The sequence below is a fragment of the Mesotoga sp. HF07.pep.5.2.highcov genome (assembly GCF_003666285.1).
GTDB classification, from domain to species: Bacteria; Thermotogota; Thermotogae; order Petrotogales; family Kosmotogaceae; genus Mesotoga; species Mesotoga prima.
This window is the reverse complement of record NZ_JFHJ01000583.1, coordinates 1-26915: the sequence shown is the minus strand read 5'-3', so window position 1 is coordinate 26915 and position 26915 is coordinate 1. Positions and strand designations below refer to the sequence as shown.

At 44.9% G+C, this 26915-nt stretch carries 23 protein-coding genes and 2 pseudogenes; 17 read left to right on the top strand and 8 right to left on the bottom strand.

All coding sequences use genetic code 11. The features are described 5' to 3' along the window. A partial coding sequence (locus BG32_RS12420) for an ATP-binding cassette domain-containing protein (RefSeq protein WP_147435014.1) occupies positions 1-494 on the bottom strand: 494 nt, incomplete at its 3' end. A 210-nt stretch (positions 495-704) separates the two neighbouring features. On the opposite strand from BG32_RS12420, the gene BG32_RS12415 reads away from it, so the two are divergent. From BG32_RS12415 to surE, 17 genes and pseudogenes are all read left to right on the top strand, one after another. Then, positions 705-1910, top strand: a complete 1206-nt coding sequence (locus BG32_RS12415) for a YgeY family selenium metabolism-linked hydrolase (protein ID WP_183084337.1) — start codon at positions 705-707, stop codon at positions 1908-1910. Between the two features lie 22 nt (positions 1911-1932). Next, complete coding sequence (locus tag BG32_RS12410; protein ID WP_121526923.1) at positions 1933-2922, top strand: ornithine carbamoyltransferase; 990 nt, start codon at positions 1933-1935, stop codon at positions 2920-2922. Beyond that, a complete protein-coding gene (locus BG32_RS12405) occupies positions 2919-4301 on the top strand; it encodes a dihydroorotase family protein (protein WP_121526922.1) in 1383 nt (460 codons plus the stop codon). The genes BG32_RS12410 and BG32_RS12405 overlap by 4 nt, the downstream gene beginning before the upstream one ends. Further along, on the top strand, positions 4292-5590 hold the full coding sequence (locus BG32_RS12400) for an amidohydrolase family protein (RefSeq protein ID WP_121526921.1): 1299 nt from the start codon (positions 4292-4294) through the stop codon (positions 5588-5590). Before BG32_RS12405 ends, BG32_RS12400 begins: the two co-directional genes overlap by 10 nt. A gap of 11 nt (positions 5591-5601) precedes the next feature. After that, positions 5602-6680, top strand: a pseudogene (locus BG32_RS12395) (4Fe-4S binding protein). Continuing rightward, complete coding sequence (thrC, locus tag BG32_RS12390) at positions 6677-7933, top strand: threonine synthase (protein ID WP_121526920.1); 1257 nt, start codon at positions 6677-6679, stop codon at positions 7931-7933. The pseudogene BG32_RS12395 and the gene thrC overlap by 4 nt, the downstream one beginning before the upstream one ends. Further along, positions 7905-8381, top strand: coding sequence for a (2Fe-2S)-binding protein (locus tag BG32_RS12385; RefSeq protein ID WP_006492653.1), 477 nt, complete (start codon positions 7905-7907; stop codon positions 8379-8381). Before thrC ends, BG32_RS12385 begins: the two co-directional genes overlap by 29 nt. Continuing rightward, positions 8371-8946 (top strand): NTP transferase domain-containing protein, encoded by a 576-nt coding sequence (locus tag BG32_RS12380; RefSeq protein WP_006492651.1) that lies wholly within the window; start codon positions 8371-8373, stop codon positions 8944-8946. Before BG32_RS12385 ends, BG32_RS12380 begins: the two co-directional genes overlap by 11 nt. Positions 8947-9006: 60 nt before the next feature. Next, the gene (locus tag BG32_RS12375) at positions 9007-9846 is read left to right on the top strand and encodes a xanthine dehydrogenase family protein subunit M (RefSeq protein WP_006492650.1); all 840 of its coding nucleotides are present in this window, start codon (positions 9007-9009) and stop codon (positions 9844-9846) included. After that, on the top strand, positions 9836-10672 hold the full coding sequence (locus BG32_RS12370; protein WP_006492648.1) for a xanthine dehydrogenase family protein subunit M: 837 nt from the start codon (positions 9836-9838) through the stop codon (positions 10670-10672). The genes BG32_RS12375 and BG32_RS12370 overlap by 11 nt, the downstream gene beginning before the upstream one ends. Further along, the gene (locus BG32_RS12365) at positions 10669-11142 is read left to right on the top strand and encodes a (2Fe-2S)-binding protein (RefSeq protein WP_006492646.1); all 474 of its coding nucleotides are present in this window, start codon (positions 10669-10671) and stop codon (positions 11140-11142) included. Before BG32_RS12370 ends, BG32_RS12365 begins: the two co-directional genes overlap by 4 nt. Further along, positions 11135-12276: pseudogene (locus BG32_RS16725) on the top strand (xanthine dehydrogenase family protein molybdopterin-binding subunit); the annotation flags it as partial. The gene BG32_RS12365 and the pseudogene BG32_RS16725, both read left to right, overlap by 8 nt. Before the next feature lie 30 nt (positions 12277-12306). Further along, entirely contained in the window at positions 12307-13446 is a 1140-nt protein-coding gene (locus BG32_RS16720; protein ID WP_409072668.1) for a xanthine dehydrogenase family protein molybdopterin-binding subunit, read from the top strand. A gap of 1 nt (position 13447) precedes the next feature. After that, positions 13448-13666 (top strand): hypothetical protein, encoded by a 219-nt coding sequence (locus BG32_RS16715; protein WP_259459722.1) that lies wholly within the window; start codon positions 13448-13450, stop codon positions 13664-13666. Next, positions 13663-14550: an extracellular solute-binding protein gene (locus BG32_RS12355; RefSeq protein WP_259459721.1), complete on the top strand. Its 888-nt coding sequence runs from the start codon at positions 13663-13665 to the stop codon at positions 14548-14550. Before BG32_RS16715 ends, BG32_RS12355 begins: the two co-directional genes overlap by 4 nt. A 1-nt stretch (position 14551) precedes the next feature. After that, complete coding sequence (locus BG32_RS12350) at positions 14552-16585, top strand: ABC transporter permease subunit (protein WP_006492640.1); 2034 nt, start codon at positions 14552-14554, stop codon at positions 16583-16585. Between the two features lie 69 nt (positions 16586-16654). Continuing rightward, a complete protein-coding gene (gene surE, locus BG32_RS12345; protein ID WP_006492638.1) occupies positions 16655-17473 on the top strand; it encodes a 5'/3'-nucleotidase SurE in 819 nt (272 codons plus the stop codon). 18 nt (positions 17474-17491) lie between these two features. Here the strand turns inward: surE and BG32_RS12340 are convergent, their stop codons facing one another. From BG32_RS12340 to BG32_RS12310, 7 genes are all read right to left on the bottom strand, one after another. Further along, positions 17492-18880, bottom strand: a complete 1389-nt coding sequence (locus BG32_RS12340) for a hypothetical protein (protein WP_006492636.1) — start codon at positions 18878-18880, stop codon at positions 17492-17494. 154 nt (positions 18881-19034) lie between these two features. Further along, a complete protein-coding gene (locus BG32_RS12335; protein ID WP_006492635.1) occupies positions 19035-20324 on the bottom strand; it encodes a hypothetical protein in 1290 nt (429 codons plus the stop codon). Positions 20325-20478: 154 nt separating this feature from the next. Further along, positions 20479-21792, bottom strand: a complete 1314-nt coding sequence (locus BG32_RS12330) for a hypothetical protein (protein ID WP_006492634.1) — start codon at positions 21790-21792, stop codon at positions 20479-20481. A 42-nt stretch (positions 21793-21834) separates the two neighbouring features. Then, on the bottom strand, positions 21835-22917 hold the full coding sequence (locus BG32_RS12325; protein WP_039882892.1) for a DUF362 domain-containing protein: 1083 nt from the start codon (positions 22915-22917) through the stop codon (positions 21835-21837). Positions 22918-22930: 13 nt separating this feature from the next. Next, positions 22931-23302, bottom strand: coding sequence for a multidrug efflux SMR transporter (locus BG32_RS12320; protein WP_006492632.1), 372 nt, complete (start codon positions 23300-23302; stop codon positions 22931-22933). Positions 23303-23315: 13 nt separating this feature from the next. Further along, positions 23316-24200, bottom strand: a complete 885-nt coding sequence (locus BG32_RS12315; RefSeq protein WP_006492631.1) for a decaprenyl-phosphate phosphoribosyltransferase — start codon at positions 24198-24200, stop codon at positions 23316-23318. Positions 24201-24316: 116 nt separating this feature from the next. Next, complete coding sequence (locus BG32_RS12310) at positions 24317-26692, bottom strand: HD domain-containing phosphohydrolase (RefSeq protein ID WP_006492629.1); 2376 nt, start codon at positions 26690-26692, stop codon at positions 24317-24319. Positions 26693-26915: the final 223 nt, after the last annotated feature.

Sequence of the window (26915 nt, the reverse complement as noted above, 5' to 3'; positions counted from 1 at the left end):
TTCTTGTCGAGTCTTTCAAAAGGCTCATCGAGCATTATAATATTGAATTTCTTCACCGTCTCTCTCGCAAATGCTGTGAGTTTTTTCATACCCGCAGGTAATTCTTTTGGCCAACGGTCAAGATAATTGGAGAGGCCGTCTAGTTCTTCAGCTTTCTTAGCGACTTTAACGTCGGCTTCCTCGTCTCTCGAAATCAAAAGCGGAAAGGCAATGTTGTTGTGTGTGTCCATGTGCGGAAACAGTGCGTTTTCCTGAAACACGAATGCGAGTCCCCGGAGATGGGGTTCCAGAAAAGTGACATCCTCTCCGTTAATAGTCACAGTGCCAGACAGTGGCTCTTGAAGTCCCGCAATCGTTCTCAAAAGAAGCGTCTTACCGCAGCCTGAAGGCCCAATTAGCCCGACTATCTCCCCTTTTTCTACGAAAAGGTCTATCGGTCCCAAATTAAAAGTTCCAATTCTGCTTCGCAGGTCCTTTACTTCGAGAGTTCTCATTAGATCACCTCCCATTAAAGATTATATCTTTGCCTTAAGCAAAGCCGACGGTTTTTTCCTTCAAAGATATTTGGAGCAGGCTTTAATAGATTGGTTATTATGTTTGAGAACTGGCGGTTGTCGAGCTATACTATTATCAAAGCTCTATCAATTCACCTTTTGTTTTTCTCAATGACATTCGGACAGCCATAATTATGAAAATACATCTGTATGGGAGTGAAAATAGTGTCTAGACATCTTCTTAGTAAGGCCGAAGAATACCGGGAAGAACTCACGAGATTTCTTAGCGATCTGGTTAGCATCAAAAGCTTCTCTGCCGGCGAAAAAGAGGTGGTTAAGAGAATCGAAGTGGAAATGAACAAAGTCGGTTTTGACGAAGTGACGATTGACGGGCTGGGAAATGTTCTAGGAAGGATAGGAAACGGCAAGAAAATCATCGCCATGGATGCCCATATCGACACGGTAGAAGTTGGAAACGAAAGGTTATGGAAGGTAGATCCTTTTGGTGGACTGGTTTCTGACGGTATTATATACGGGAGAGGAGCTTCAGACCAGAAAGCTGGAATGGCAGCAATGGTCTACGGTGCCAAAATCATGAAAGAAGAAGACCTTCTTGGAGACTTCACCCTTTACATTACAGGAACGGTAATGGAAGAAGATTGTGACGGCCTCTGCTGGAGATACATTATTAAAGAGGACGGAATAAGGCCCGATTATGTTGTCATTACTGAACCGACAAATCTGAACATTTATAGAGGTCACAGAGGAAGAATGGAACTTCAAATTAGAACTTCAGGTCTCTCGTGTCACGCTAGCGCTCCCGAACGAGGAATCAATGCTATTTATAAAATGAGCCGAATCATTCAGCAAATCGAGGGTTTGAATGAAAGGTTGAGAGATGACCCCTTCCTCGGAAAGGGAACGATAGCAGTGACTCAGATCTTCTTCAAGTCTCCATCTCAAAACGCCGTCGCCGACGAATGCACCATACAGATTGACAGGAGACTGACAGCAGGCGAAACCAAAGAGACGGTTATAGAGGAACTCAAAGACGCTATAGGAATTTCAGGCGAAGAGGCGGAGATTTTGGAGCTTTTCTACGAAAGACCTTCGTACACTGGACTTGTCTATCCAGTCGAAAAGTACTTTCCGACATGGGTAATGGATGAAAGTAGTGAAATTGTTCAGAAGACAGTAAATACTTACAGGGAGGTCTTTGGAGAAGAGCCCTTTGTCGATAAATGGACTTTCTCCACAAATGGAATCGCAACGGCCGGTGTCTTTGCAATTCCGACAGTCGGATTCGGTCCTGCAAATGAGATTTTCGCTCACAGCCCGGACGATCAGTGCCCTGTGGATCATCTAGTTAAAGCGGCGGCCATGTATGCTCTTCTTCCATTAAGACTTTCTCAGTAGATGTAGATTAGGAGGTAACATAATGAGTAGCATTTTGAGAGGCAAAGACTTCATTACCACACAAGATTTCGACAGAACTGAAATCGACCTTATGTTAGATTTATCTTCTGATCTCAAAAGAAGGTTTGCAACAAATGACCCCACACCTTTGCTTCCTTACAAAACCGTGTTTTTGATGTTCTTCGATCAATCTACGCGAACTCGAAATTCGATGGAAGCGGGAATTACTCAGCTTGGCGGTCACGCACATTATTTAGATCCATCGACAATGCAGACGGCACATGGAGAGGTTCCAAGGGATACCGCGATGATCCTTTCAAGATACGGTCACGCGATAGCGGTAAGACACTGCAAGTTTAAAGTCGGGAATTCCTACCTTCGATCTCTTGCAGAAAATGCAGATGTACCCATCCTGAATCTCCAGGATGACATCTATCACCCGATGCAGGTCATGGCCGATATAATGACAATACGCGAGAGATTCGGAGCAAATCTTAGCGGGCTGAAAGTTGCCATCACATGGGCTTATGCTGAAAGCCATTTGAAGCCTCTTTCCGTTCCCCAGTCACAGATTCTTCTTTTTACAAGATACGGAATGGACGTCAAACTGGCATATCCCGAAGGGTTTGACTTAATGCCGGATATCGTTGACCTGGCGAAGAAGAATGCAGAAGGAAGCGGTGCCAGGCTGGAGATACTTCACGATATGGATGAAGCCTTCAGAGATGCTGATATTGTGATTCCGAAATCATGGGGTGGTTTCTATGTTTCAGACGATCCCCAGGAAATAATGACGGAAGTGAGAAGAAACAAAGATTGGATATGCACTCCAGAGAGAATGAATCTAGCTAACAAGAGGGCCATTTACATGCATGCACTCCCCGCCGACAGAGGCAGAGAAGTAGTGGATGAAGTAATAGACGGCCCACAGTCAGTTGTCATAGACGAAGCAGAAAACAGATTGCACACGGCCAAAGCTATCATGGCTCTTACAATGGGTGGAAGATCGTGACTTACGACCTTGCCCTTGAAAATGGAACGGTATGCACGGAGAATGGACTCTTTCCTGCAAACGTTTACGTTGAGGGTGAGGAAATAAGAGTGATTTCCTCGATTAAAGAGAAGTTGCCGGCAAAAGAAAGTATTGACTGCTCCGGTCTCTTCCTGCTTCCCGGATTCATAGATCCCCATGTGCATCTAGGCCTGGCTCTTGGAAGATACACTTCTGCCGATAACTTTGAATCTGGATCGGCTCTTGCTCTGAGTGGTGGAGTAACGACGCTCATCGACTTTCTCGATCCAATCTCCGATCTTGCGCAATTTGAAACTGCTATAAAAGATCGAATGACAGCAGCTAAGGACAGCAGAGTAGATTACTCATTTCACGTAACCTTGGCTGGCAACCCGAGCTTCTCCGCGGAAGAAATCGCTAGATCGTCAATAGCCGCCAAAATGCCCTCGATAAAGGTTTTCACTACGTATAGCTCTTCCGGTAGGCGTTCGAGCGATGGGATGATTTACAGTCTGCTTTCACTTTCAAGAAAGCTTGGATTCGTTTTGATGGCCCATTCGGAGAACGATGAGATAATCAGAGAAAGGGAAAAAGAATTCTCCAGGCCAACTTACAGAGATATCTCATCTCTTAGGCCGACTATTAGTGAGCTTTCCGAAGTTGCAATGCTTTCGCTTATCTCTCTGGAAGAAGAAGGACAGCTTTATATCGTTCATGTTTCAAGCGGTAAAACAGTTGAAGCTCTTTCTTCCCTTGGCCTCGACTGGAGAAGGTTCACAAAACTTGAAACCTGTCCGCAGTACCTACTACTTAATAATGATCCACTAAAAACCGATCAAGGATACCTGAACACATACTGCCCGCCACCGAGGACAGATCAAGAGCGCGCTCTTCTTCAATCTGCGCTTCGTAAAGGAGAGATATCTTCTATCGGAACAGACCATTGCCCGTTCCTCAACAGGGAAAAATGGGAAAATCGAGACGATTACCCCAAGATACCTAACGGTACTGGCTCGCTGGGTATTTCTTTCGCAACCATCAACACGATCCTCGACGGTGATCTCAAAAGGGTTTCCTCACTTCTCTCGACAAATCCAGCGAGAATTTTCGGCCTCTTTCCAAAGAGGGGAGTTCTGGGCCCAGGAAGCATTGCTAATATTGCCATTGTCGATAGGGATGTGCAAAGCACTGTATCGAGGTCACGGTACACACGGTCAGACCACTCATTGTTTGAGGGTATAAAACTTAGAGGTTCCGTAGAAACCGTAATTCACAGAGGGAAACTCGCCTTTAAGAACGGTGACATCCTTTTACCGAAAGCCTCGGGACGCTTCATTGAAAGAGAGAACATTTACTGGGAGAAAGGCGCATGCAGATAAACAACGTTTCGATTTATACAAATGATGGAGATTATATTCCAAAGGGATTCGTAAGGGTAGAAAATGGAAAGATAGTCAAGGTAGCAGCCGGAGAAAGCGCGTATAACGGCGAAAACTTCTATTTCGAAGGTAAGTTGCTCATGCCATCTCTGGTTAATGCCCATACTCACATATATTCAACATTCGCAAGAGGGTTAAGAGTAGCTCCATTCAACCCTTCGTCTTTCACGAAATTACTCGAGCAACTGTGGTGGAGACTGGATAGAGCAATGACAGTAGAAGATCTCAAGATCTCCGCCTATGTGGCTGCTATAGAATCTCTTAAGAGCGGAGTTACATCTCTCTTTGACCATAATTCCTCTCCAAATGCAATAGAGGGTTCTCTTCGAGGTATCTCTTCTTCCGTGAATTCGGTTGGCCTAAGATACTGTGGAGCTTACGAGGTTTCGGACAGAGACGGAACGGAGCGGCGCGATAAAGGGATAAGGGAGAATTTGGATTTTAGCAGCGAAAGCTCGGCATACAGAAAGGGCATATTCGGACTCCATGCCTCCTTCACTTTATCTAATGAAACGCTTTCCCTTGCTTCAAGAGAGATAGCAGGAAAGATTCCCATACATGTCCATGTCGCGGAGGGACCTGAAGATCAGGAATACACAGTTAGTGTTCATGACTCGAGAGTTCTGGAAAGATTTCACAGGGCAGGACTGATGACCGAAAACTCGATCTACGCTCACTGCATCCACACTACACCTTCCGAAAGGGCTCTTGTCAAAGATTCAAGAGGATACATCGTCGTAAACTGTCAATCCAACGTGAACAATGGCGTTGGCTTTCCAGAATGGAGAAACTTTGCTAATGAAGGCATAAGAATACTTCTGGGAAATGACGGGTACGGGTTCAACCTGTGTCACGATGTTAGGTTCTTGATCCTTTGCCCTCATTACATTTACCGTGATCCGAAAGTAAGTTCTTCAGGTGATATCGGCCGTTCGCTTTTTGGCTCAAACTACGATCTGGCAACAAGAACCTTTGGCGTAAATCTTGGTACAATCAGGGAAGGGAGCAGCGCAGACTTCATCCTTCTAGATTATAAGAGCCCGACTGAAATCACGGTTGAGAACTTCGTCGACCATTTCTTTTTTGGTATATGCGAAAACATTGCAGTCAGCGACGCTTTCGTAGGTGGTGAACGAGTGCTGGCGGAAGGAAGACCCACAAGAGTTAATGAAGATGAGATATACAAAGAGGCTAGAAAGCTTTACAAAGCTTTTGAAAAAAGGTTCTGAGGAGGTGCCTGGTGAAACTCGCTACTGAGATAGCCGGGATTCATCTAGAGAATCCCCTTATGCCCGCTTCCGGGCCACTAACCGGCGACCAGAGAAAAATGCGCGCAATAGAGGCAATGGGAGTAGGTGCAATGGTAACAAAAACAATATCAACGGTTGCAGCCAAGGTTCCCAGACCATGTATTATCGCAGAAAGGGACTTCGTAATAAACACAGAGCTTTGGAGTGAATTCTCACCTGAAAAATGGCTTAATGAATTTCTTCCAGATTACAGGAAGGAATCAGCGCTTCCTTTAATCGTTAGCCTAGGCTATTCACCAGAGGACTTAAGAAAGCTGGTCCCACGATTCGCCAAATTTGCAGATGCCTTTGAGTTGTCAACTCATTATGTTGCCGATGATCCGTCGCTTATCAGAGAACTTATCTCTGCAGTAAAAGCGGGAACCGAAAAGCCTGTCTTTCTGAAATTTGATCCTTCGGTTCCCGATCCTGCGGAGATGGCGAGAGTTGTTCAGGAATCAGGTGGTGACGGAATCGTCGCTATCAATTCACTGGGTCCGGTTTACCCCATGGATCGGAGAGTAAATCGTTCTTATTTAGGAAGCAGAGACGGTTTCGGTTGGATTAGCGGACCGGTAATAAGGCGGCTATCCCTCTCATCGGTGAGAAGAATTCGTGAAGGTTGTACGCTCCCAATAATTGGAGTAGGCGGGATTGTCAGCGCAGACGATGTCGTAGACTTCTTATGCGCCGGGGCTTCTGCAGTTCAAATGTTGTCGGGAGCCTGATAAGGGGAAAGGGGATATTCAAGAGAATTCTCGAATCGCTTCCCTCAGCTCTGGAAAAGAGAGGTTTTAAAAGCGTTGAAGAAGCAGTTGGCTCTGCAAAGGGCCAGAAAGAGTCCTTTACCGTAAGAAATCCTATAATTGATCATGATAAGTGCACTAGATGCGGTCTTTGCGTGGAGGTCTGCCCGTATTTTGCACTCAGTCTTCAGGAAAAAGTGGAGGTAGATTCAGCGGAATGCTTTGGTTGCGGACTTTGTGAATCCATTTGCCCAGTGGCTGCAATCGGAGGTGTCCTGGTTTGAGCAAGTTTCTTCTCAAATGTATAACATGCGGAAAGGAGTTTTCAGAAGAGGAAGTGGAATACTATTGTCCAGTTTGCGGCGAGCGTAGAGGAACCCTGGAAGTCGTTTACGACTTTGATCAAGTGAGAGAAAACTACGAGTCTTCTTCGGTCGATCTCAACAACAGGGGTATTTGGGCATTTGATTTTCTTTTGCCATTTGAGAATTGTACCGATACTCCAAGGCTCTTCGTAGGCAATACTCCTCTATATAGAAACCATTCTTTGGAAGAAAAATACAGAGTATCGGAGTTACTCCTTAAAGACGACGGCAGGAATCCGACTGCTTCATTTAAAGATAGAGCAAGCGCTGTTGCAGTCTTAAAGGCGAAAGAAAAGTCTTTTGATACCGTTTTCTGCGCTTCAACGGGAAATGCAGCCAGCTCGCTTTCGGGATTTGCAGCTGTTAGTGGGCTGAAGAGCGTGATTTTCGTCCCCGCTACAGCTCCTGCCGCCAAGATTACTCAGCTACAGGTGTATGGATCAAAAATTCTGGCAATAAATGCGAGCTACGACCGGGTATTCGATTTGTCGATGGAAATCGGTATGTCAAAGGGTTGGTACTGTAGAAATAGCGCAATAAATCCATACCTGCTTGAGGGGAAGAAGACTTGTGCAATGGAAATCGCACTCAAGACGAAAGATAAACTACCGGATTTTGTTTTTGTTTCGGCAGGTGATGGAACTGTCTTATCGAGTTTCTACAAAGGGTTTGAAGATTTGATGAAGCTCGGTGTGATCTCTAAAATTCCAACCATAGTAGGAGTTCAGGCAGAAGGTTCAAACGCAATAATGAGAGCTTATGAAAGAGGATACCCATTTGAGCCAGTAGATATCGAGGCAAGAACGGTTGCGGACAGCATCAGTGTGGGAAAGCCAAGAGACGTTTTTAAGGCTTGCAGGTACACACAGAAGCATAATGGTTTGTTTCTTTCCGTTTCGGACCACGAGATTCTCGGGAGTATAATTGAACTTGCCAGAGAAACCGGTGTGTTCGCCGAGCCGGCAGGCGCTACGGCATTTGCAGGCTTCAGGAAGGCCAGAAGATTGAGTATTGTAAACGAAAGAAGTAGTGTTGTCATCGTGGTAACTGGAAATGGTTTGAAGGACCTTAAGAGCGTTTCATATGTGCTTCCAAAGGTCGAGACTTTGCCACCGGTAAAAGATGCAGTTGAGGAGGCTCTAAATGAAGATCAGCTTCACACTCAACAATGAACGGTTATCAATGGATGTTGTCGAAGATATGAGACTTCTGGACTTCTTGCGTGATGAACTGGGCCTAACTGGGACAAAAGAAGGTTGTGGCGAAGGGGAGTGCGGTGCCTGTACCGTTATCATCGACGGGAAGGCGGTCAATTCCTGTCTCGTCCTTCTTCCCGAAATCGATGGTTCCGAGGTAACCACAATTGAAGGTCTCTCAAAGGATGGGGAACTAGACACCATTCAGAAGGCTTTTGTAGACGAAGGAGCTGTCCAATGCGGGTTCTGTACTCCAGGCATGATAATGTCGGCAAAGGCCCTTCTTGATAGAAACGATTCGCCAAGCGATGAAGAGATAATGGAGGCAATCGAAGGCAACCTTTGTAGATGCACAGGTTACTACAAGATTGTCCAGGCAATTAAGACCGCCGCAGAAAACCTCAGGAAAACTAATGAAAAGTAATTCTGTTTCGCTGATTCTTCTGGCGGCAGGGGAATCCAGTCGCTTTGGAGATGAGAAGCTCTGTTCTAATTTTAGGGGAAAGCCTCTTCTGCAATGGTCTCTCGATAATCTGAAGAATGTTGGTGTTCTTAACAAGTTTCTAATTATTAAGCCTGGCTTCGAACTCAATAGATTCGATACGGGAAGCTTCAAAATATTGATAAATGATGATTACAGAAAGGGAATTTCGACCAGCATAGTTAGAGGACTTTGCGAATGTGCTGAAGAGCGCACTGGGATTGTACTCATGCTTGCCGATATGCCTTTGGTTAGCGGAGAAGATGTCGAGTTTCTTCTGGAGTCACTTCTCCCTGAAGATGAGATGGTCTCCTTTGCGTATGACGGAAGAAAGGGTTTCCCGACATTCATAGCAAAGAAGCTATTTCCCGAGCTCTTGAAAATCACTGGAGATAGGGGTGCTTTTCAGCTTGTTAAGAATGGACGAGCGAAGATCCGTGAAATAGAAGGCAGCGAGCGTAATGTATTCGATATAGATTCTCCAGAAGATAGACTGCAAATCTGGTGAGGTGTTCTTGAGATTTTGCTAAAAGCTTCATTTTGCTCGAGAAATCCGGAGGTGAGGTTAGTGTCATTCAACGTTCTAATGCCAACCAGTGAAGAGGAGCTAGTTTCTCTTCTTTCGAAGGAAAGCAGTCACATTCTCGCAGGCGGCACCGACCTTCTCGTAAAGATAAGGTTGAAGAGAGTGATTCCTAAGATTGTAGTTAGCCTTAAACATCTAAAGGGCCTTGACACAATTGAGGATCTCGGCGATAAGATAAGAGTTGGCTGCAGGGTAACGATTTCCGAACTCTTGAAGAGCGAAATAATCGACCGACACGGAAGAATCGTACAGATGGCTTTAAGACAAATAGGGAGTCCACAGATTAGAAACCGCGCCACTCTTGCTGGAAACATTGTTAATGCCTCCCCCGCCGGGGACTCGATAGTTGCGATGGTTCTCACAAACGCCAGTTTGTCAATAGGAAGCGCAAATGGTGAGAGGCATGAAAGAGTGGTGGACTTCATAAAGGGTCCTGGGGAGACAACTCTTTCAAGAGGAGAATTCGTGAAGTCAATAACTTTTGAGAAGACTGACGCTCTCTTTCCGCAGTTCTACAAGGTTGGTCAGAGGAATTCTATGGCCATTTCGGTCGCTTCCGTTGGATCGTTGACTTCTGAGTCGGAAATTAGACTTGCCTTTGGATCTGTTGCGCCTACCGTTGTCGTACCGATCGAGGCTTGTGAATACTACTCTGCAAAGAACGGGTCATTTGACGAAGAGCGGTTTGTCGAACTAGCTATGAAATGTGTGACACCCATTGATGATGTTAGAGCGACCGCCTGGTATCGGACCACTGTAGTAAGGAATCTGATTCATAGAACTCTAAAAGTCTGGAGAAAGAAGGGATACAATGCTGTCTAATGTAAACGAGTACTTCAGACCTAAGACAGTCGAAGAGGCTTACGAACTTATGCAGAATGACAGAGATCATTCGATTTTCTTGTCTGGAGGGACAATTGTAGCACTTATGGAGTCCTCAAGAATTGAAAAGATAATCGACTTGAAGTCTCTTAGGCTTGACACAATTTCAGTTACGGAGGGTGAAATAGTTGTCGGAGCAACTACGACTATTGAATCCTTTAGAAAGGATCCAGTTATCAGGAAGGAATTCGATGACTTCTTCTACGATGCTTTCTCATTAGTGGGTTCCTGGCAGATCAGGAACATGGCAACAATAGGTGGCTCGGTCGCTCCAAAACTTGGATGGTCGGATGTGAGCACCTGCCTTCTAACAACGGGTTCTAGTCTCATGATCTATGGGGTAGATGGGTATCAGAGGATGCTAGTATCCGATTATTTTGCTTTACCTACAGGAGAAAAGCCTCTAATAACCCATGTAATGTTGAAGAGAGACGGCTGGGTTTCGGCCTTCGAAAAGTTCTCTAAGACTACTTTCGACATTGCAACCGTAAATGTTGGTCTTTCAATTATTCCCGAACGTAACCGAATAAAGGGTGCCAGGGTCGTATGTGGATCGAGACCTCAGTATCCAGCGAGATTCGAGAGCGTCGAAGCGGCAATGGTAGACCTGGAGATAAACGATGTAATGCCTGCGATAGTTAGAAGTCTCGTTTACGAAAGCTTCTCTGGAGGATCTAACATGACCGCTTCTTTCGAGTACAGGAAACATCTCGCGTCCGTCCTTGCCCAGAGAGCTGCTGAAAAGGTTAAGGAGATGATCACATGAAAATAGCTCTTACTGTTAACGGGAAACTTCATGATATCGATATCGATCCAGGAGAATACCTGCTCGATGTACTGAGAAGAATCGGCTACAAAAGTGTCAGAAGAAGCTGTAATTCGGCAAGTTGCGGCACTTGCACAGTTCTCTTGAACGGCAAACCAATACTCTCTTGTTCTACTTTTGCAGCCTCGGTTGACGGTCAAAACATCGAGACTGTCGAAGGAATGGCAGATGGAGAAAAGCTTCACCCAATTCAGGAAGCTATTCTCGAAGAAGGGGGTGCTCAATGTGGATACTGTATCCCTGGACTAATAATGGCAGGAGAAGCTCTGCTAAGAGAGAATAGCGATCCCTCTGACGAAGAGATAAAACTCGCGCTAAATGGCAATATTTGTAGATGTACTGGCTACGAACCGCAGAACAGAGCAATCAAGAAGGCAGCAAAAGTGATGAGAGGTGAACTGGATGACTGATTCCTTCGTGACCGTAGGAAAACCTAAAAGGAAGGTGGATGGTCTTGCAATAGTCAGAGGTAAACCGGTATACACCCCAGACTACGACATGCCAGACGCTCTAGTCGTCAAGTTACTTCGCTCGCCTCATGCCCACGCTTTAGTAAAAAATATTGAAACGGAGCAAGCAAAGTTAATTAACGATGTTGTGGATATCTTCACTTTCAGTGATGTCGAGAGGATACCATATACAAGGGCCGGTCAGGGCTATCCCGAACCGTCGCCGTACGACACCTTTCTCCTGGATAGAAAGGTTAGATACGTAGGTGATCCAGTGGCAATCGTAGCTGCGAAGACTGAGAAAGCAGCAAAAGACGCACTGAGAAATATCAAAGTTGAGTATGAAATCCTCGATGCCGTCTTAGAAATGAAAGAAGCTACAAAAGAGGGGGCGCCGATCATTCACGATGAAAGCGAATGTGCTGGAGTCTACGACAAATCCAGAAACATTGCGGCGCATTATGAAATGGATCTCGGAGATGTCGAAGAAACGCTCAAGACTTGTGATGTTGTGATCGAGAGGACTTATCATATCGACACACAGCTTCACGCAGCGCTTGAACCACACAACGCGCTTACATATTTGGACTCCGTCGGGAGGCTCATAGTAATCACTTCAACTCAAGTACCCTTTCACTGCAGGAGAATTCTCTCTCATATATTTAATAAGCCAATTGCAGACATTCGCGTGATCAAACCGAGAATAGGTGGTGGATTCGGCGGAAAGCAGTCTGTGATAGTCGAACCCTACGCAGCGCTAGTTACTATAAAGACAGGTAAACCGGCAAGGATTACTTACACGAGAGAAGAAGTCTCTATGGCAACAAATATCCGCCATGAAATGAGCTTCGATGTTACCGTGGGAGCGATGAGAGATGGAAAGATAAAGGCAATATCCTCCATGGGATATCAAATACAGGGGCTTATGGAGAACATTCTCTCACAACTTTTATGGTTTCCGGTTCGAAGACCTTGCCACTTTACAACAAAGTGGAAGCCGTTCATTTTGGTGGAGACATAGTTTATACGAACCTTCCTCCAGCTGGAGCATACAGAGGATATGGAGCACCGCAGGGCCTCTTCCCACTCGATTGTGCCATTGATGAGCTTGCTTACGAGATCAAGATGGATCCTCTTAAACTCAAAGAAATGAACTCAATAAGAGAAGGGGAAACATCTCCGATTTTCGAGATAATGGGAGAAGGAAGAGAAGGCGTCCCTCAAACTATGAAAAGCTGCAAACTTCAAGAATGCATCGATCTTGGAAAGAACGAAATAGGCTGGGAGAGTAAGAGAGGGAAGAAGATCAGAAATGGAAGTAAAGTTCGAGGAGTTGGTTGTGCCCTCGCAATGCAGGGTTCGGGAATACCAAAAGTAGATATGGGTGCGGCTAGAATAAAGATGAACGAAGACGGCTCATTCAACCTTCTCGTCGGGGCAACCGATCTTGGGACAGGAAGTGATACGATTCTTGCACAGATTGCAGCTGAGGTTCTCACGGTTCCGCTGGAAAGAGTCATCGTGTATTCATCCGATACAGATATCACCCCGTTCGATGTAGGGGCGTACGCTTCCAGTACTACTTATGTATCGGGAAACGCAGTTAGGCTAGCCGCCGAAAAAGTCAAGGACAGACTCTTTGAACTAGCAGGTAAGTATCTGGAAAGAAGTGTATCGGAACTGTCGCTCCAGTCGGGGATAATTACTTGTAAGGACGGTCCCTCTGTATCGTTGTCTGAACTCTGCACTGTGCACATGTATACTTTCAATCAACAACAGATCTCGGAGTCGGCTTCCTTCGTGGGCGAAGAATCCCCTCCACCATTTGCAGCGAGTTTTGCGGAGGTTGAAGTTGACACCGATACTGGGAAAATTGCGCTCCTGAATTTCGTGTCATATGCAGATTGCGGGGTAGCTCTAAATCCCATACAAGCGATTGGACAGCTTGAAGGCGCCTCTATGCAAGGAATTGGTTGGGCCCTCTTCGAAGATATCATTTACGGAAAGAACGGAAGGATGCTTACCAACGATTTCTTCACTTATAAAGTCCCTTCCCGGATGGACTATGGAAAGCTTACTTGCAGACTCGTCGACAGCTATGAACCTACAGGTCCCTTCGGGGCAAAAAGCATAGGGGAGATAGGAATCGACACACCGATTCCTGCCATAGCGAACGCGATATTCGATGCCACAGGAATTCGCCTAAGACATGCTCCATTCAAGAGCGAACGAGTTCTATTCGAAATTTTAAACATGGAGGTATGAAATGAAGAAATTCTTTCTATCTGTCCTTGTCATTTTAGTATGCTCTGCAGTGTTTGGCATAACCTTCTGGGTTAGCTGGGAAGGGGAGAAATTCTACAGGGATGCTGCCGCCGCATTCAAAGAAGAGACAGGGATTGATGTTGAGATTGTTTACTTCCCAAAGATTGAAGAAAAACTGAACATAAATCTGAAGACAGGGTACCTTCCGATGCTGCTATGATAAAGGATACTTATGTGGGTGATGTCGCTGCATCTGGGCGCAGTCTAAGTCTCAATCTTGCCAGTCTTACTGGCTACTCTCAGAAATTTCTGAACGCCTACGTATGGAATGGCGAAATTACCGCCGTTCCCTTTTACGCGGATTGTCAGGTCGCCTTTGTCAATCTCAATGCTTTCGAAGAAGCCGGTATCGTTTTGGGAGAGAAACTTGATTTTGATCAATTCGAAGCTATAAAGGAGAGCCTTACTGGAGTTGTTGATTACCCAATAGCATTTGATTTCACATCTCCTTACGTAATGTTCCCTTATGTCTCTGCTCTCATGTCCGAAGAGGAACTGTACGAACTAAATGTTGGAGCCTCCGGAAGTAGAGAAGTAGTATCTAAAATTAAGGAGTACTTCGACAATGGAGTGATTTCGAGACTGGAGAGAGCCGCAATGAACAAGCTCTTTGCTCAGGGTAAGATAGGTATAATGCTTCAGGGAAGCTACATGGCCTCCAAATTCAGGGAGAAAGGTCCCGACTTCGTGATGTTACCCTTTCCCAATATTGAAGGCGTAGAAGTAAGTGGTATCATTGACTCTAAAGGTTTTGCACTATTCAATAGTGATACCTCTGAGCAGTGCATGAGTTTTATTGGCTTTCTTAATGAGCATAGTCATGACTTCTTTGTAGAGTACGACAAGTATCCACTATTCGGTTCCGACTCTCCTCAAGAGCTGGAATGGGTAGTTAACCAAGGTAAGTTCATGCCGAATCTCCCGGGGTATCAGTCTCTTTTGTTTGAGGCTCTAGAACCCGCATTGCAAGCAATATATAGTGGAGCAATGACTGTTGACCAGGCACTTTCAGGTGCGCAGTCTTACATTGACTCTATAAGATAGTATGTCGGTAGTTTTGCCGATCTTCTTTGCACTGTGCCTGCTCTCTCTTTTACTTAGAAATAAGTGGTCCATGGTTTTGCCAGTGACTTTAATACTGGGAGTAGCTACCATTGTGCCTATACTCTGGGCAATTTACATTTCTTTCACAGAATACGGGGTCTTTCAACAGGCCCCTGTTTTTTCTGGTCTGAAGAACTTCGAAGAGGTACTTGGAGACTCTGGTTTCAAGCTCTCTCTTAGACTTACCGCATTGTGGTCTACTCTCAAGACATCGATTGAGATCTTGCTGTCATTCTTAATTGCATTGAGACTTAGAAAGGCAACTAAGTTAAGTAAGGCCAGTCTTATTCTTCTTGGAGTCGGCTGGTTCATACCTTCATTCATTACAGTCTCGGGTTGGAGGGCTCTTGTCCAAGGATATGGAGGGTATTCGTTATTTAACATTGTCCTTGGAACGGAAATCGACATAACTCTCAACGCCTTTCAAGCATTTACATCCTCTCTTTTCGTAAGCATTTGGCTTTCATTACCTCTGTCTACAATGATAATTCTCGGAATGTTGGGAAGAGTCTCTAAAGAACTTGATGACGTAATGAAGATCGACGGAACAGGCGATATTTATACCTCTAGTATTCTTTTCGGAGAGATACGATTTCTGCTTATTCCTTATTTCTTTTTTCAGCTTGCGAGATCAATGAAGGAATTCACATCTGTCTTTCTTATGACTGGTAACGGTCCTCTTTTGCCGGAGGGGTTCACTCCAAATACCTTAACCGGCTCGACAACTTTTCTTGGTGTTGCTTTGTTCAGGAAGTTTAGCTCTGTTAAAGATTATGGGCTTCTTTCGGCCTACGCGGTGTTTGTTGGGGGTTTTTCGCTAATCTGGATACTGGGTGCCCTCTTTTCAAGAGGGGATGTTCCGAAAAGGCACAGGCATGTACTATTTCTGAGTAGTGCAGCCCATGTATTTCTTGGGCTTTTCACAGGCTTGAATTTGCTTCTGCTCCCCGTCATTTTAGGATACTCAATTCTTCCCCTAATTATCCCACGATTCAGGAAGACTTTCAGACTCCTCGTAGGGGCACTTTTGATATATGAAGCTTTAATAACCGTATTGGGAGTAGTACAGAGGGGAGTAAGTGGAATAGTTCCGGCTACCCTATTAAGCGTACCGCTAATTTTGTTCTCACTAAGATACAGGTTCCCGATTATCGATTTCACTATCCCGGGCTGGCTGAAGAGAACACTGATGGTATTGTGCCTAATACCGACGGTCTTGGTAGTTATTTATATTCTTGTGCTTTCTTTTGCCGCTGACTCAGACATAATGCCTTCACTTAGTGAATTGACTCTAGCAAATTTTGGCAGAGTCATTTCCGACGGACTTATGTCGAATATTCTTAATACAATTATTATCGCCTTCTGGGCCTCCTTAATCCTGCTAATGGCAGGTATACCCTTCTCATACCTTTTCTCACAGAGAAAGTCGATGCTTGTGAAAGGTTTGGCTTCAATAATTCTTTTTGGCAGTCTCTACACTGGAATGCATACTCTGCTTCCGATGTATTTCGTATTCGATAAGCTCCGTCTAACTGACAGTCTCTTTGGGATTGGGATAGTTGTTTGCATTCAGTCCCTTCCCCTTACGATAATCCTTCTTGCTGAATTCTTTTCCTCGGTTCCGAGAGAGCTCCGAGAAGTGTCCCTGTTGGAAGGATTATCTGGAACTGGCTACCTGGTGAGAATTTTAATCCCGCTTTCATTGCCTGTAATCGGAGGTCTTCTGGTGTACGTAATGGTTTCGTCGTTCAGTTCATTCAGCACGCCCCTGATTCTTCTTAACAGCCAGGAGCTGATGCCTTTCTCTCTTAGAATATTTAGCTATGTGGGAGAAGTGAGAAGCTACTACACTTCGTGGAATCTCTTTGGTGCTGCATCGGTAATTGGGGTAGTACCTCTGCTGATTTTCTTTAGAAGTTCTCTCAGGCTAATCTACAGTTCGAATCTCCGTGATCAAGGAATAGAGTATGACTGAACACTTGCCATAATTAGGCTTAGAAAGAATTCGAAATTTACGATAAAATATCAGTGGTGGTGAATTCTTTTGAGAATACTATTGACTAATGATGATGGAATAGAATCAACAGGAATAAGATCGCTTGCAAAAAGGCTTTCAGCAGCTCATGAGGTCACAATAATCGCTCCAGAAAGTAACCGAAGCGGGGTAAGTCATTCAATAACTTGGTTAACTCCGGTAAAAATAAGGGAAAGAAGCACCGTGGAAAATGTTTCCTCCTTCTGCACAAGTGGGACTCCTGCTGACTGTGTAGTGGCAGCTTCGGTAATCAAGGGCCTAGGGAATTTCGACCTGGTAGTGAGTGGGATAAATTGCGGTCAGAATCTGGGAGTGGATATTAGGTACTCGGGTACTCTCTCGGCGGCGCTTGAAGCAAGAATTCATGGGATTCCAGCGATGGCGGTATCGATTGCCAGTGAAGAGAATCCAGATTTTCTCGCAGCGGTTGATTTTTCGGAAAACTTTGTGAGGGAGTACGACTGGAACAAGCTTCCAAAGCATACAGTTCTAAATGTTAACGTTCCGGCAGTTCCTCAAAACAGGATTAAAGGCATAAACTGTACAAGACCCGGCGGTTTGCTTAAGAGGCGCTGGTTTGAGAAGAAAGTCAATGAATGGGGCGAAGAAGAATTCTGGATGAAGAAGGAAATCCTCTACGATTCTCACGAGGAAGATCTTGACTATGTGAGTATAGATAGAGGGTTCATTTCTGTGAGTCCTATCGACTTCTTCGGATCCTGCGAAGAGAGTTTCAGGTTGTCCCTGGAAGAAGATCTGAAGATATTTGAAGCGCACTGGTTGAACAAAGGCAACGAAAGATATTCGGTGGCTTCTTTCGAGAAATAGACTCTAACGGCTAGTGGCTCAGAACTTCAGGAAGGTGAAGAGTTTCCCGTAACCCACTTTTAGAGACAATTCTGGCTTTCCGCTCAGTGCCATGGAAGCAGAGAGGGTGAACTCCTGCTTCTCATCAGGGCTGTAATGGAAGTCAAGAGAAAGCCTCGCTTTTCTGGTGATCGGTTCTGCAAGTTTGTACCAGTCAAATTCAAACGGTTCGCCGTAAAAATCTTCGATCCCATATGAACCCTGCCTTATGTATTCAATACGCAACTCCGTGAAAATCTTACATGTTTCATAAGAAAGACCGAGAAGGTCAAGCGAGATATCGGGACCGTACGGAAACCCGTAGAAGCCGTTTATTACGAGGTAGGCACCCCCCTCGATGTCATCTGCGTTGAAGCGGATCGGGTTTATGTATTTTCCTTCCTCAAACCCTCTATTATAGAGATACGGGGTACTATGGTAGTGCTCATACTTCAGTTTCAACCCTCCTGATTCTCTAAAGAGAGTCTTCTCCCTGAGACCGAACTGCCCGTCCCACAACACGGGTCCCACGTAACTCTCTCCATCAATTAAAGCGGCTTCCCCTCCAAGATACCATCCTAACGAAGTGGGGTTTTCCGTTCTATCTCCGGGGATCAATATATCATCGGCATAGAGCATGCCGTATAAATCCAGACTTCCTATCTTGGATTCGACGAACAAGCCCGCGTTAACGTTGGAGTTCTTTGCGTAGTTGTTGTGAAAGACCATGAAGGGGCTCATGTCTTTCAGGTCGGGAAACGTATTGCTGATGAGATTCGTCTCGACGATACCGATTCTTGCTAAACTGCCCTCAAAACCGATGCTGTGGCCGATGAGCGTTCTAGGGCTATCAAAAATTGAACGGTCGGAAGATATGACGAAGAAGCTGTAGAAGTACTTACCGGATAAAACCTCCTCGCCAAGATCGAGCCAGAGATGTTCGAAATAGGGCACTGTCTCCGACAGCACAAAATTGTAAGTCGCGGGACCAAAGTGAAGTTTTCGCTTACCGGCAGAAATTCTCAAGAAGTCATTTTCAAACTCAGCAAAGCCGACCCTGGGAAGATCTGTATCCATATAGAGAGTATAAGCGTTGTGCCTGATCGGGAAGTTCGACCAGCTTCTTCCTCGAAGAAAAGAGGTAATGTCCTGCCTGAAGTCGAGCCTGAACAATGCCCGATAATTGCTTCCCGACAACTCCACGCCGGCCGTCGCAAATGCCGGATAAGAGAAGTAACTGCGCAGGTCATCGAAGTCAGGCTGGTACCCTCTATCGTGTACTGTGTAGTTGTTCAGGGAGAGAACAGGATAAACGCTCAAAAAAAGCCCCGTCTTTGCGCTCAAAACAACGGAAATAACGATCAGGAACGGCAGTAGAAATCGTTTCATATAAAGCAGCCTCCTCTTTTGATTATACGAGATTATCCCATAAGTTGGCTAGAATTCTTCTTTCAAAAGGCAATCGAAAAAAACTTGCAGTTCAGCCCAAAATGAGTTGTATAGAATACGATGCACCAATCGGGCTCGACAGAGAGCCTCTGGATTATTCAATCGCCGTGTTCTCCATGGATCTGCCGGGGAAAAACCTTTGCAGCCCTATCCCTATGAGCGGCGCGAAAAAAACGATGACTGGAGTGAACAATCTAACTTCAGCGGTTTTTGCTACAAGAAAATTCATAACAATGAACGGAAGAATCCAGAACCATGTCTTCCTGAAAAAGCTGTAGCGCTTCACTTCTCTAAGAAACAGCAGTGGAATCGACGCAAAGATCAGCGGGTAGATCCATGACCAAATATAGGTGATATTGTATCTCAACTGAATTAAGTCCACAGAGTACTCCGCATTCGGATATAAAAAACGACTGACGACAAAAGTTAGAGCAGCTGGAATCACGCCGGCAATTAAACTCTTGGACAGAATTAACGCTCTTTTCGACCAGGATAGGCCTTTATTGAAATTGAAGAGGAGATAGATGAGGGAGAGAAATATCATATGATCCGGCCTGAAAAGCGATCCCAGTACCATCAACAGGCAAAGAAGATAGAATCTGCCCCCTTTGGCTATCAACAGCAGCCCACCGATGAAAAGAGCTGCAGCATGAAAAGTCTCCCAGCCGAAATACATGGTCGTAAGGGGCATTATGGCCTGAAAGACCACGGTCGACAGCAATGATTCGGAAGGCGAAGAGAAGAGTCTGCAGAAGTTGTACAGGAGTAGGAGGGTCAAAACGTTGAAGAAGAATCTTGCCGTGATATGGCCGTTCAGAATCCGGTTCTCATAACTCGATAGATCCACGGCTCTTTTGATGTCCTCGGGCAACCTTTCACCAATAAGGAGAGCGGTCGTTGCAGGGTCCGTCAAGTAGACCTGCCAGTTAAGACTGCTTGCAAATGCCTTGAGTGCATTGTTGAAAAGAAGATTCTTGCCGGTTACAGAATCGACAAGCTCTTCGATGACCTTCTCTAAATCCGAGACGAGTTTCTCTCTTTCGACCAGCGGAAAGTAGGAGTCTATCATACCCTTTTTCTCTTCTGTCCAGTAGTCTCCTGATAATAACATCATTGAAAGCTCTTCACTGTTTTCATCGAGCCACTCGATGGGAATGAATTTGAAGAGGTTTTCCACAAGGTAGTAACTTCCAAATCTGTACTGATCAGGCGCGAAATTCTCTCCGGAAAGTACTCTTTTATGCTGATTTATTCTCAGGTATCTTGATACAAAGAGATACTTTCCATCCGTAGTCCACACAGTCATCGATGTAAATATGTAGGAAAGCAAGACAAAAATGATAAGGAGAAGAACCCCCCGTCCCATGCTAAATTTTTTATCCACGGTTCACCTCCAGATTTCTGCGGATTACTGCAGTTCGCGCTTGAACGTAGAGATAATACCATTGCATTTTTCAAATCATGAAATTCTGATCTTTCATGTGCGATGCCTGCTGCAAAGCTTGTGCAACATATTGGATCGAAAGCAGACTTATCGCTCACGCCTCCCGGCTGTTCGCCAAATTCTTCTCTCCTTCGAGAGACCTGATTACACCTCCTATGACAAGAGGAATGGAATAAATAACTAGAGGAAGGAACAACCTGACTTCGGCGGTCTTTCCAAGGACGAAATTTGTCCCTACGAACAGAGGAATCCACGTCCATGTCTTTCTGTAGAATTCGAAATGCTTGATTTGTGAGAAAAAGACAATCGGTAACAGAAGAAGAATCGAAGGGAAGATCCAGCTCCATATATGAGTAATGTTGAACTCAAACTGAATTAGATCGACATAGTACTCGGCTTCAGAAAAGAGAAAACCGCTGATAAGAGCCGTCGCAACCACAGGTATTATCAGAAGCAGCGCAGAGAATAGCGCTCTTGACCATTGTCTTCTTCTAAGAGACTCAGTTCCGTGTATCAGACCATAAATCAACGCGCCAAACAGCGCATGATCCGTTCTTGCCGTGCAACAGAGAATCGTTACGAGAAATAAAATTAGCCTACTTCCGTCCCTCTTTGTTAGCAAGAGCATTGAGGAAAACAGCAGCAATGAAAGGACTGTCTCGGCCTGCAAGAAATCTTGAAGGGCGATTGGAACCAAAGCGGCGAAGAGAACCACTCCAAACAGCGACTGTACAGGGTTCAGGAACTCTCTGCACAGAAAGTAGATTATCGTCAGAAGAATCATGAAGAGGAAGAATCTCGATGTGAAATATCCGTTCACGAGTCTTGTCTCTTCGCTGTCCTCTAGCAGATGATTCCTGATATTTTCCGGTATCATCTCTCCAAGAGTGAGCAGGGTCTCTTCGATATTCGTCAAATAGCTCTGCCATTGCAGACCGTCTATCATGCCCCGCAGAAGATTTTGAACCAGAGCGTTGCCCGGGAAGAATGATTCTAAAGTCTCATCAATTACCCTCTGAACTTCGCCAATCATCTCTTCCCTGTCGTCCTGGGGGAAGAACTTGTCGACGTTTTTCTGCATCTCGTCTGTCCAGGCTTCCTCACTAGTAAGCAAACCGGAAAGGTTGCTGTTATATACGTCATACCATTTTAAAGGGATGTACTTGAAGAAGTTCTCAACAAGGTAGAATCCACCGAAACGATATTGCTCCGGAGCATACCCCGTGCCTCTGATTAAGTTCTCGTGCCCATATACTCTAATAAATCTCGACACCGTCAGAAATCTGCTGTCTGTCGTCCAGACACTGACAGAGGTGAAGACGTATGACAGAACAAAGACAAACAAAAAGACAACTGCGGTGCTTCTCGCTTTCGCACTCAGGGCAAATTTCAAGTGATGATCGGCCATGATTTCCCCACCCAAGCTTTCATTCGCACAATGAATTGTCTATCAATAGCTCTCCCATAAACGGCCCCAGGGACTCTCTTTCTTCCACTCTTCGAATATCTTGACACCGTGCTTCTTCCACCAGTACTTGTCATGATAAGTGTCCGAAGCGGCAACAAAGATTTTCACAAGCGGTGTGTGGAAGAAGAGTTTCTGAAAGACCTTCAACGGACTGAACCAAAGCAGATCTCCGACTCTGCTCGCAAAGTTGTCTCCAACATGGAATTTAAAGTTGACACCGGAAATGTCGTCTCCGACAAGTTCTATGTTCTCTGGTCTTCCATTTCCGAGTTCCTCTTCATCGGCCAGCCTAATGTATTTCAGGTCCATCGGGTTGAAACCCATCATTTTCGCTGCGACGGCATCTATTGCGACCTGATCTTCGCTGGCAAGTATGTAGTCTGCCTTCACGGGAATCACTGTCCGCGGTCCCGGCCCATTCCCTGCGGTCGTGCCGTCCATGAAAGCGAACAGACCCGTGTGTATCTCCTTCTGTATCTTCAGCAAGTCAACCAGTGTCTCGTGTATCCATGAGTGGGTGTAATGCCTCTTAACGTTGAGCAGGCCACCAAACGCATTTTTCATCGCACCAGTAGTTGTCGTATATATGTGGCACTTCATCGTTGGGAGCTGGATTATATTTTTCCCGAAAAAGTAGTCTGGCAGTTTTATTCCCTCTGGAAAGATCTTTGGAAGTACCATCAGTTTGCTTTTCGGTGTGTACTCAATCCAGGTCATATCTTTCGATTCGAAGTTGTACAGAACAGGGATATCGAACTTATCGTACACGACGTCATACTTGTTCTGTTTCTCTCCATACTTCGGTCTCGTAACGACGGTTTTATTCTCAACCGATACGATGTCGTTCATTCCCTCATCCTTTAATGCCAGTACGACTCCTTCTAGCTGCCATGGTGTACTGTTGGCACCAGGCATAGGAAGATGCCAGGATATGTTGTCCTTCAAGATTGTAGTTGCGGTCTTATCTAACGCTTCACCCATTCCAGCTAGCTTGGCCAGTCTTCTGTAATCATCTAATACGGTTTCAGGTTTGGTCTTAATTATAGCTACTCTCGTCTTTTTCATCGAAATACCTCCATCATTTTGCAACTGAAACAAGCCAGATTCCTAAAGCAATAACAGCGATTCCGACAATTTTCATTGCACTGAGTCTTTCATCGAACAGGAAAACTGCTGCAACGGTAACGATCGCAAATCCTGCACTTGTCATTATCGGGTATGCAACTCCCAAACGCATCTTTGTCAGAACCACACTATAGAAGATAAATGCAACACCAAATGAGATCAGTCCAAGCCATACGCTGATGTTAGTAACAGAGTTTATCAGCATCCCTTTAAGTCCAACGCTTCCTATATCAGGCGCGTTCTGCATCCCATGTTTCAGCAAGATGTTTGCTACTGCATTAAAGACTATTGCTATGACAAGAATCAAGGCTTCAGTCAGATTCATTCAACATCCCCCTTCACAGAAAACTTGGTAAATAGATTACCAGCATAACAGATACTATCCAAAACAGAACGGTAAGCACGATCCCAGTATCTCTTGTCACAACCTCCGTTGGATCTCCTTCGCCGTTTCTGAAAAGGAGAAGCAGATATCTAAAAACCCCGTATGTCACAAATGGAACGGTGTATACAAATTTATCCGTGTTGAACTTCAGAATTGTCGATGGGTCCAAGCAGTAAAGCGTATATGCGATTATCGTTATAGATGCCGTTGCAATCATCAAATAATCAAGATATCTGTCATTATAAAGGCTAAGCACCTTTCGATGATCATTGCTACCTTCTTTCAGAGAAAGCAGTTCGTTCCTTCTTTTGCCGAACCCAAGGAAAAGTGAGAGGAAGAATGTGGTCACCACAATCCATCCGGTTGGAGTCGTTTCAATAGCGTATGCACCAGCCATTACTCTTATCACAAAACCGGCAGAAATACAAAAGGCGTCTATCAGTACCAGCTCTTTACCCTTCAAGGTATAGAAAAGATTCACAACGATATATAGCAGCAAGAAGAGCGATGACAAAAAAGGGAGTAAAGAACTAATCACTGCCGCTGATCCAAAAAGCAATAAAGAAACAATCACAGCGCTTGAAACCCTGACTTGACCAGAGGCTATTGGTCGTTCTTTTTTCCTTGAGTGATGACTGTCACTCTCTCGATCTCTTATGTCATTCAAAATATAAACGCCGCTAGAAGCAAGACAAAAAGCAAAGAAGATCAGTATGGCTCTTAAAACCGATACCGTGTCGGTAAGGCTTGAAGAGAAAATCAAGGGAGCGAACACAAAGAGATTCTTGAGCCACTGTTTCACCCTTATTAACCTTAGAAATATCGAAAAGGCCATCATTTTCAACTCCTACGGCGACAAGACTTCACCATTCGCGTTATATTCATCTTTTCTCACAGTGTAGCAGTTCTCACTAGAATACATAGTATTCAAATAATCTGACCGGAAGCAGTAAATCAGTCTGAAAAGGAAAATCCTTCATCGAACAATTCAAGGCAGGCATCTACTACTTCTGGATCGAAGAGCCTGCCTTTGCCCTTTCTGATCTCGTCTAAGGCCGCATCGATACCTAACGAAGGCCTGTAAGGTCTGTGCGATGAAATTGCTTCTACAACATCGGCCACGGCAATTATTCTCGCTTCCAAAATGATTTTTTCTCCCGTGATGCCTTCAGGGTATCCGCTGCCATCGAGTCGCTCATGATGCTGGTAAATCGCATCTGCAACAGGCCAAGGAAATTCGATATCTTTGAAAAGCTCACGACCCGCTGCGGGATGAAGTTTTATTAGATCGAACTCCAAATCCGTGAGCCTTCTTGGTGTACTCAGAATCTCCGCGGGCACTTGAATCTTCCCCACATCGTGAATCATCGCAGAAAGCCGAAGTCCCCTTATTCTATCCTCTTCAAGTCCAAGTTTCTTTCCAATGGCGACGGACAACTCCGCAACCCTTCTCTGATGACCCGCTGTATAAGGATCTCTGAGATCTACGGCAGAAGCGAGAACGTTTATCGATGCTTCCATTGTCTGAGAGAGAATACCAAGGCTTTCTCTCAGCTCTTCGGTCCTTTCCCTGACTTCTCTTTCAAGATGAAATCTTCTGTTCGTTAGATAACCTACTAAGAGAGAGAGTGAAAACGTCAAAGTAAATCCAAAAGCAAGAACCAAGATCCAGTTGTCCAAAGGATAAACGGCACTGAAGTCGGGTCCAGGGTGCGCCACAACAGCAAAGACTCTACCAAATACAAAGAAAGGAATTACTAGATTGAGTTCGCCGACATCGTAGTGCCAAAGGGAAGAATGTGCGGAAGGGTTGACTGAGAATGCATAATCATGACCCAAAGAAAAGAGTAAGTAGGGTGACCCGTCTTCCAGTATCTGATACAGTCCAAGAATAACCTTTGGATCCCCTTCGCTATCAAGCACGGGTAATGTTTTCACAAAAGATTCTGGGTGAACGAGAGCGCCAACAAGCCCGATAAAATCCTTAGAGTTTCCCAAAACCGGCTTGAAGACTAAGAAATGTGGTCCCGAGTCATCGTGATTAGGAATAACAAAGGGGTCAGTAGCCGTAATGAGTCCACAAGAGATGGCTTTGTCTATTGTAGCTCTAATTAGCAGATTGGAGCCCAAATCCAATCCTGCAAGAGTACCATACTCTTCAAATGGCTCAACATACTTTATGGGGTACCGAAACTCTTCAGAACTATTAAAGGTATCAACGTTTTCATCTTCAAATTCAAAGTTCCAAATGGAGAACTGCTCAAAATCACTTTGTCCAGATCTTGACTCGGACGAAGGGGATTCGGAAACCTTAACTCTCTCTACCCAGAACCAAGTATTCATAAGCCCATTTGAAGTCAGAGACTGCGTGTAGTTCCGAAACTCGTCTTTTTCAACCACACAGCTTGATTCGAAAAAACGCGAAAGTCCCTCAAGTTCATAGTCCCTCAGATTAGCTATCTTCTCGATCACATAATGAGCCCGACCTTCAGCCAGGGTAATGAAAGCACTGTTTCTCAGCTCCTTTTGCTGTTCATGTACAATAAAAGTGGAAAACAAAGTCACTGTTACTCCAACTACAAGAAATATCAGACTGTCTAAATACCTTACAAACCTTTTCTCCAATTTTTCGGACGGAAGTCGTTCTCTCCACCTAACCAAGAAGTAATAAATGAAAGCTATTAAAACTAAAGTAAGTGAAAATATTATCGGTAATAATGCATAGGACAGATTAAGGCCGCCCCAGTCTTCTGAATCGATATCGATGCCTAAAACCGCAAACACTGCATCAGAATCAGGATCAACTACTGGGACAGCTACAGTAATCATCGTTCCCAATTTGTCAGGCATTAAGGGCATTACGGCACCCCGACCTGTTTCGAAAACCGTGAGAAGATCTTTATCTTCGCAGAGCTCTCCGGGTAGCGACTCATCTTCCGAACCTGCAATGGCAGAATCAACCAGAAAAACCATGTTTCCATCACTATTAATGCTCATTAGATAAACATACTGAAAATCAGGAAAGATTTCACTGATATTAATTAATTGCTGCTTAAGCCTTGAGTACTCGGGTTTGCTCATATCATCGGCATTACCGTCCAGTTTAGAAAGTTCCTTCATGTCAAGCCCGTTCTCGAGGAATCTTGCCTGTCTAAGAAGTTTTCTGGAAAACTCTTTTCTTCCGCGATTTATTTCGGCAAGAGAAAGAGAAATCCCTAGTGCTAAAACAATAACTATAGAAAGCAGAATAAGAGAGCGCGCAGAGAGGCTTCTTGTAAAGCCTGATAATCTGCTGGGGAAAAAACGTCTTCGTCCTTTGATAAGCGGCATTACAGCACCTCTCCTGAAAACTCTCTCAACTGATTCTAGCACAACGGACCGCTAGAACCTCTGCAGCAAACATTTTCTGGAATCTCTGAGTCGGATTCTAATACATTTCATTAAGATCTACATACTCTTCAGGTCTCCCATTGCGAAGAAAGCCTTCTATGTTCTTTATGGTACCATCTACCATTGACTGCATACTTTCTACCGACCAGCTTCCGACGTGCGG